The sequence below is a fragment of the Polyangium jinanense genome (genome assembly GCF_028435365.1).
Map to the genome: position 1 here is coordinate 185580 of NZ_JAGTJJ010000017.1, position 6000 is coordinate 191579.

General features: G+C 64.7%; 9 protein-coding genes. 4 read left to right on the forward strand and 5 right to left on the reverse strand.

All coding sequences use genetic code 11. The features are described 5' to 3' along the window. The first annotated feature begins 377 nt into the window (after nt 1–377). Nucleotides 378–776, forward strand: a complete 399-nt coding sequence (locus tag KEG57_RS26325; protein ID WP_272424559.1) for a hypothetical protein — start codon at nt 378–380, stop codon at nt 774–776. Nucleotides 777–786: 10 nt separating this feature from the next. Beyond that, nucleotides 787–1320, forward strand: coding sequence for a hypothetical protein (locus KEG57_RS26330; RefSeq protein ID WP_272424557.1), 534 nt, complete (start codon nt 787–789; stop codon nt 1318–1320). A gap of 103 nt (nt 1321–1423) precedes the next feature. Here KEG57_RS26330 and KEG57_RS26335 read toward each other — a convergent pair whose 3' ends face one another. The 4 genes from KEG57_RS26335 to KEG57_RS56120 form a co-directional block, all read right to left on the reverse strand. Beyond that, nucleotides 1424–2209, reverse strand: a complete 786-nt coding sequence (locus KEG57_RS26335) for a hypothetical protein (protein WP_272458872.1) — start codon at nt 2207–2209, stop codon at nt 1424–1426. Between the two features lie 130 nt (nt 2210–2339). Continuing rightward, nucleotides 2340–2555, reverse strand: a complete 216-nt coding sequence (locus KEG57_RS26340; protein ID WP_272424555.1) for a hypothetical protein — start codon at nt 2553–2555, stop codon at nt 2340–2342. 438 nt (nt 2556–2993) lie between these two features. After that, the gene (locus KEG57_RS26345; protein ID WP_272424553.1) at nt 2994–3527 is read right to left on the reverse strand and encodes an RNA polymerase sigma factor; all 534 of its coding nucleotides are present in this window, start codon (nt 3525–3527) and stop codon (nt 2994–2996) included. Continuing rightward, nucleotides 3484–3675 (reverse strand): sigma factor-like helix-turn-helix DNA-binding protein, encoded by a 192-nt coding sequence (locus tag KEG57_RS56120; RefSeq protein ID WP_372518211.1) that lies wholly within the window; start codon nt 3673–3675, stop codon nt 3484–3486. Before KEG57_RS56120 ends, KEG57_RS26345 begins: the two co-directional genes overlap by 44 nt. On the opposite strand from KEG57_RS56120, the gene KEG57_RS26350 reads away from it, so the two are divergent. Both KEG57_RS26350 and KEG57_RS26355 read left to right on the forward strand, forming a co-directional pair. Beyond that, entirely contained in the window at nt 3628–3768 is a 141-nt protein-coding gene (locus KEG57_RS26350; RefSeq protein WP_272424552.1) for a hypothetical protein, read from the forward strand. The genes KEG57_RS56120 and KEG57_RS26350 overlap by 48 nt on opposite strands. Before the next feature lie 736 nt (nt 3769–4504). Next, a complete protein-coding gene (locus KEG57_RS26355; protein WP_272424548.1) occupies nt 4505–5005 on the forward strand; it encodes a hypothetical protein in 501 nt (166 codons plus the stop codon). A gap of 128 nt (nt 5006–5133) precedes the next feature. Here the strand turns inward: KEG57_RS26355 and KEG57_RS26360 are convergent, their stop codons facing one another. After that, complete coding sequence (locus KEG57_RS26360; protein WP_272424546.1) at nt 5134–5817, reverse strand: helix-turn-helix domain-containing protein; 684 nt, start codon at nt 5815–5817, stop codon at nt 5134–5136. Nucleotides 5818–6000: the final 183 nt, after the last annotated feature.

Here is a 6000-nt window from a genome sequence, read left to right on the forward strand (position 1 = left end):
GGCTGTCCGCCCCTGCACCCGGACCAGCGAAAGCGCTGGACTCGGGGTCGATGAACTGCGCGATGCGCAGTTCATCGAACGGGCAGAGTCAAGACCAACGACGAGCCTGCCCGCCAAGACAGCAGCGCTGACGTTTCAACCGGCAACGGGGTACCACCGGCCTGTTGGAAGAACTGCGCATCGCGCAGTTCTTCCACGAACGGTCCAGGGCTTGCCCTGGTTCGGGTCGAGGGGCGAACAGCCCCCGCGGGGTCCGGGGCAGCGCCCCGGCGCAGCGGCTCGGTGTGGGAGTTTGTCGGAGGATCCGGGGGCGTACACTGCGCGTCAGAAACGGATTGCGGAGGTGGGTTTTTCCAGGTACGAGTTTGACCAGGAACATGCCTCGGTCATCAACCTCCGCACGGTTTCCTCTGTACCTCACGGCCTTCTCCTTCGTCGCGCCGCTCCTCGTGTCCGCTGCATGCGCGCCGAGTCGCGAGGAGGAGATGGTCCTCCGCGAGCCGATGAAGATCGCGATGATGTTCGGCCCTCACCTGCGCCTGCCCGACCAGGCGCGTCTTTGCAAGAGTCGGCTGGGCGTCCATCGGTGTCCGAAGGACTTGCCCCTCCGCGGGATTTATCCCGTCGAGCCACTGCGGAACGCGTCGTGTCTGTACGAGCCAAACGGCCCGCCCATCGCGGAGCTCGACGAGAATGGCGTACCGCAGGGCGAGTACACGCTGTGCTGCGCGCTGACCTACTTCGAGGCGGACAGGCGTGACGCCTGTTCGCGCTGAGGGTGCCACGATGGAACAGCAGCGACAGTCACCCGCGCGCGTTCGAGCTCGCGGACCTGCTGCCTGGGTCGAGTTCGTCGGCGGCACGCTGATATTCGTCGCGTGTATCCTCGGCGTCGTGAACGTGTTCGCGTCGACGGTCGAGGTCGACCAGTTGGCGAGCGAAACCGCCTGCATGGGGCAGCCTCCCGGGTGCGAGGCGGTGCCGATGAAGTGGGACCGTGTGCCATGGGCGCACACGCTCGAGGTCAACACGACGGGAGGCACCGTCGACGTCCGTTGCAGTCGCGCGTATGTGCTCCTCGGCGCGTGGTCGTGTGCTGCGCTGACCGCGTTGCCGGTGCCCGTCGCGCCTAGCGCGAGTGCGAGCGCGAGCTCCGCGCCCGCCGCGTCGTCGGCGAAGACTCCACCCCGATCCGGGAAGCCCATCGTCGTCCGGATTTCGCCGGCTTCGTCCGGATCGGCGGCGCCGCGCACGGGGAAGATGGAGCTTCAGGTGGTTCGCGACCTTGGCGGGAAACCTCCGGCACAGTCGACGCAGTAGAGGGCTGGACAGCCCTGCTTTCAGAACGTTTGTCAAGGAAAATTTCGAAACAGCCGCGGCGACCTACCCCTCTCAAGGTGTCGCGTGGACGGGGGGCCGTGGCTCAGCCATCCTCGACGCGGATCGGGATCCAGTCGAACCCGGTGACGCCGGCGCCCTGGAAGATGCGGCGGACCTTGGGGGTGACGAGGAACAAGGGGTATGGGAAGAGGGCGTCGCTCACGTCACCCTCGAAATTCACCTCACCGAACCATTCCCACGTCACGTTCACGTCGTGGATATCGGCGACGTCCGAGGCGCGGTAGGCAATGCGCATAGGGACCTCCTCCTTCCCCGTGAAGCTACTCCGCCCGCATGCGCAGGGCTTGTAGGGGTAGACCCCGGTCGAACGGGGAGACATGGGAGGCAGGGTATGCGTGGCGCAGAGCTGCCGCCACGGAATCTGGAAGCCCCGCTCCTCGAACGCCGCGAAGACGCTCCGGAACGAAAGCCCCGTCGCGCCGCTCTGCGCGAGCGCCGCGGCGAGCTTCTCGTCCACGAGCACGTCGTCGTAGGACGTCGTGGCCGCGCGCCGGCCTTCGAGTTTGGGGAGGTCTTCGCCCTCGATGATCATCGCGGACGTCTGCCGGGCCCCGGCGCCGCACCGATTGCAGGCGTCTGACATGTCGTACGTCGTGCCCATCCTGGGCCCCCCGAAGACCCTGGCGTTGACGTCGTACCACGCGGCGATCAGGCGTGCTGACTCAAGCTCTTCATCGGTGAAGCAGTCGTAACGCCGTTCGAGCCATCTGATTCCGCGGTCCTTGAGGAGGTTCAAGAGCAGCGACAGGCGTTCGTCCGTCTCGTCGAGCGTCAGGTCTACCCAAATCTGCCGTTTGCGTTGCAGCATGAAGTCTTGCACTTTCGCGGCATCCATCGGTATCCCCGCCGGGCCGAACACGGCTTCCAGTCCACCAGGGATGTGTTGAGCATGGAAAAGAACCTTGACCTCGGTTTTCATGTCCTCGTCTCGCGATATCTCACTTCACGAAATAGGGCTTGATGGCTGCGAGCCAGTGCGGAAAGTCCTCATACACCTCCTCGTATACCTTCCAGACGTTTTCCTTGCTCGTGGGGGGCAGCCGCTGCCTAGCATCATTGAGCAACGTCGTGATCCTCTTGTGCTGGGCCTCCGTCAAGATCACCGACGGTATCTTGTCAAGCTGCTTCTTCGTGAGCCCGAGCTCCCGCCCCATCGCCTTTTCCAAAGTACGAGATCGACCCGATCGAGCTAGAACCCGCGGGAAACGAGGATCTGTCAGTCGGTCCACCCATGGCGATCGGAGAAGCTAACCCCGCGATTCCTGGTAGCGTGACAGAATCCCGACAAGAACGCGAGGGGACCGCGACTCCCCCGACGAACCCCTTGGACGCCGCGACGGCGGCCCTCCGGGCAGCCCTGGACGCGTCAATCAAGGCAGGTGACATCGAAGGCGCGCGGCGCGCCATGCGAGCCCTAGACGCCCTCCTCGGTGAGCCCCCGACGTCGGGCCACGATGCGCCCGTCTCGGCCGTCAAGAGCACTCGCAAGCGCCGGAAGGCGTAAGCCGCGCCGATGGCCCCGGGCGAGCTCGTGAGGGGGCGCCCGGGGCTTCTACGCCCGTCCGATCGGCCGACCGAACCAGGGAGGCGGATCACCTCATGATTGCCAGCAAGTCACGCGCCCGGGAAAGCCTGCTTTTGGCAGTGCCGAGCACCACGCCGACGCTCTCGGCAGTCTCGCTTGTCGTGTACTCGAGCGCGTCGAGCTCGACCACCCTGCGCAGGTTCGGAGGCAATCGCTCGACCATCCGAAGAGCTTCGCGAGCCTCGAAACGGAGAGCGGGATCCCCCCCGCGCGAGGGTGTTTCGTCTGCCGGGCCCCCACCGCTCCACCTTGCGCTCCGCCGATAGCGCCGGGCGGCCCGGACTGCAAACGCCGCGATGAGCGTCCGTGCGGCGTCCACGTCGGCCTTCCCCTCGATGACGCGGATCCGTCGCTCGTCGGAATATCGCCAGAATGCGAAAAGCACGTCCTGCGCCAAATCGTCACGGTCGGCAGGGATAACGCCTACCCGGCGAGCAATGCCGCAGACGTAGGGCCGAAGTTTCTCTAGATCGGATTGATCCAGCGTGATCCGTTCGCTATGCTCGCCTGTCTCTTCGTTGACCACCCATTGCCGTTGCATGGCGTCCCTCCGTTCGTTTCAGCCGCTCTTGTCCAGCGTGCAATCGTTTCCAAGCGGTAGCGCGCGAGGTTTCGAGCCTGCGCGCTATCTCGTCGATCGAATGGCCTTCGAGGTGGAGCCGCAGCGCTGCGCGCTCGACGGGCGGCAGCCGTTCGGCCCGATCGAGCCATTCCCCAAGCGAGGCGCGCTCTTCTGGCGAGGGCGACGGGTCGAAGGCGCACCTTTGCAGGTCTCTCCCTGACATGAGCACCTCGACCCTATGACGGGCGAGGCGTCGCCAATTCATCGCGAGAAACCATGCCGTTCGCATGAGCCATTCGGCAGGGTTCCGCGGCGCCCTGTTTAGCCGGGAGTATTGCAAAAACACACGTTGCGCGAGGTCGTTCGCGTCGACCTCATGCACACCGAGCCGGCGCAGCTTCGCGACAATTCGCGGCCGTTCTCTGGCAAAAAGGCGGACGAATCCCGCCCCGCTGGCGCCCGTCGGGCGCTCGGGTCCCTTGCGCTGCATTGTGCATCGCTCCCGGACCGCATCGGGCGGCCCGAGCTCGATTTACGGGCGCTCGCGTGGCGAGTTCAAGCCATTTTAGCGAAGGACGAACGTTTTTCTTGGCACATTATCATCTGGTAATGATATGCTCCGCGGCCGGAAACGAGGTTCGATCGCGAATGTCCACGATACGCGGAGGGACAGATCGGACCGAATGACAGATATTCGGCCGACAGCTATCCGGCCTTCCCGCCTCGCCTGCTACCCCGGCGAGCGGATCGGGGAGGGCTCACGGCGTGACGGATCAGGCAAGACGGGCGGTTGCCGGACCGGGAATGCAAATCCCGCGGAGCCTGCCCGCACCTGCACAAATGCGCAGCCTTCCGGCGCAGCACGTGCTCGGGTACGGTATGCTCCATGCGCATTGTACCCTCCAGCCTGCGAGCGTTGAAGCTGCTGTCCGGCGCTTAGTTAGGGAGCATGATCGATGGCGTTCCTTTGGAACAAGGAGAACATCCCCCAGCGCGGGTGGGTGTGCATCGACGTCGAAGACCTTGAGGATACCATCCACACATGTGAAATGTGCGGCAACGAAAATGTCCGCTACGTCCACTGGATGCACCATCCAGAGCATGTGCCGGATCTACGTGTCGGATGCGTATGCGCCGAAAAGATGGCTGATGGTTACGAGGGAGTGAGCCGCGAGCGCCGTTTGAAAAACCGGGCGGCTCGACGGGCGAAGTGGGTTAAGCGTTACTGGCCACAACGCTTGATAAGCGACAGGCCCATTGTCGTGGGCATGCAGCTCAAAACGCAAGGTTACAAATTTTGTATTGTCCCCGTGACTGGTGGCTGGCGCGGGTCAATCACCCTGCCGACTGGAAGAGTTATACAAGGCAGGCGTACGTTTAATGACCTCAATACCCTTAAGCTGATCCTCTTCGACTATGTTTGGCCACGGCGTCTCGGACCAACAACGCACCAATGACTCAGTCCCGGAGGCGCACGTGCGCGGGGTCACCTCACGTGGCACGTCCAGCGCTCGACGTTGTTTGCCGCACGGACGCGCGCGTTCCGGCGTTCGTCCGTGCGTTCGTTCGCGCGTTGCGGGTCCGTTTACGCGGCATTTCGTCGGGGCTCGCGCCCGTGGCGCTTGGCCTGTAGAGCCTCGAAACGGTCGGCGATCAGGGCCCCGATCCCGATCTCGGCCTTCACCACGACCCCGGCCGCGTCGATCGCGTCAAACACTGCGTCCACGAGATCCGCCATGACCCCGGGCCACTCGGGGTGATTCTCGATCGATGCGGCCTGTTCGAGCTTCGCCAGCGCGGTTAGAGCCGTGATCCGCTTGCCTTCCAACGTCGCGATCTGCGCCGGGGAGAGCTTGCCCGTCTGTAGGATCTTCGTCAGCCGTGCGACGCTTGCGCGGAGTTCCTCCGCGGTAGTTCCCAGAACGGGCGGCGCATCGTGCGGGGGATCGGACGGCGGCGGCGCTTCCGCTTCCGTGCGCGGGGCATCGGAAGGCGCGGCCTTCCCCGCGCCGGTACGCGTCCACCAGGACCACGCGATCGGCGGGATGTCTGCCAGGGCTTCGAGCTTTTCGAGGTACGGCGCCGCTGGCGTTCGGCCTTGTTTCCAGCCTGTCAGCAGGCCCGGACTGCACCCGAGACGCGCGGCGAGCTCCCGGTAACCTGTAGCTCCGCGCCATGCGTCGAGGCGTGTCCAGCCGACGGAACCCCACCCCTCGCCGGGGCATGACGTGGCGAACCTGGCACCGTCCGGAGCGTCGAAGCGAACCATGGAAACAGTGTGCTCCGTTGCGCCGTGAACGTCAAACATATCTGTTCACGGCTCACGAACAAGGGCGAACGATGGAAACGTGAGTAATTCCCGGCGTAACCCCGGCCCCGGGCCCCACCTCGCCGATGATGACGTCGGGGCCTTCGAGGTGACCGGCGCGCTCGACCCGCCGCACCTGGACGA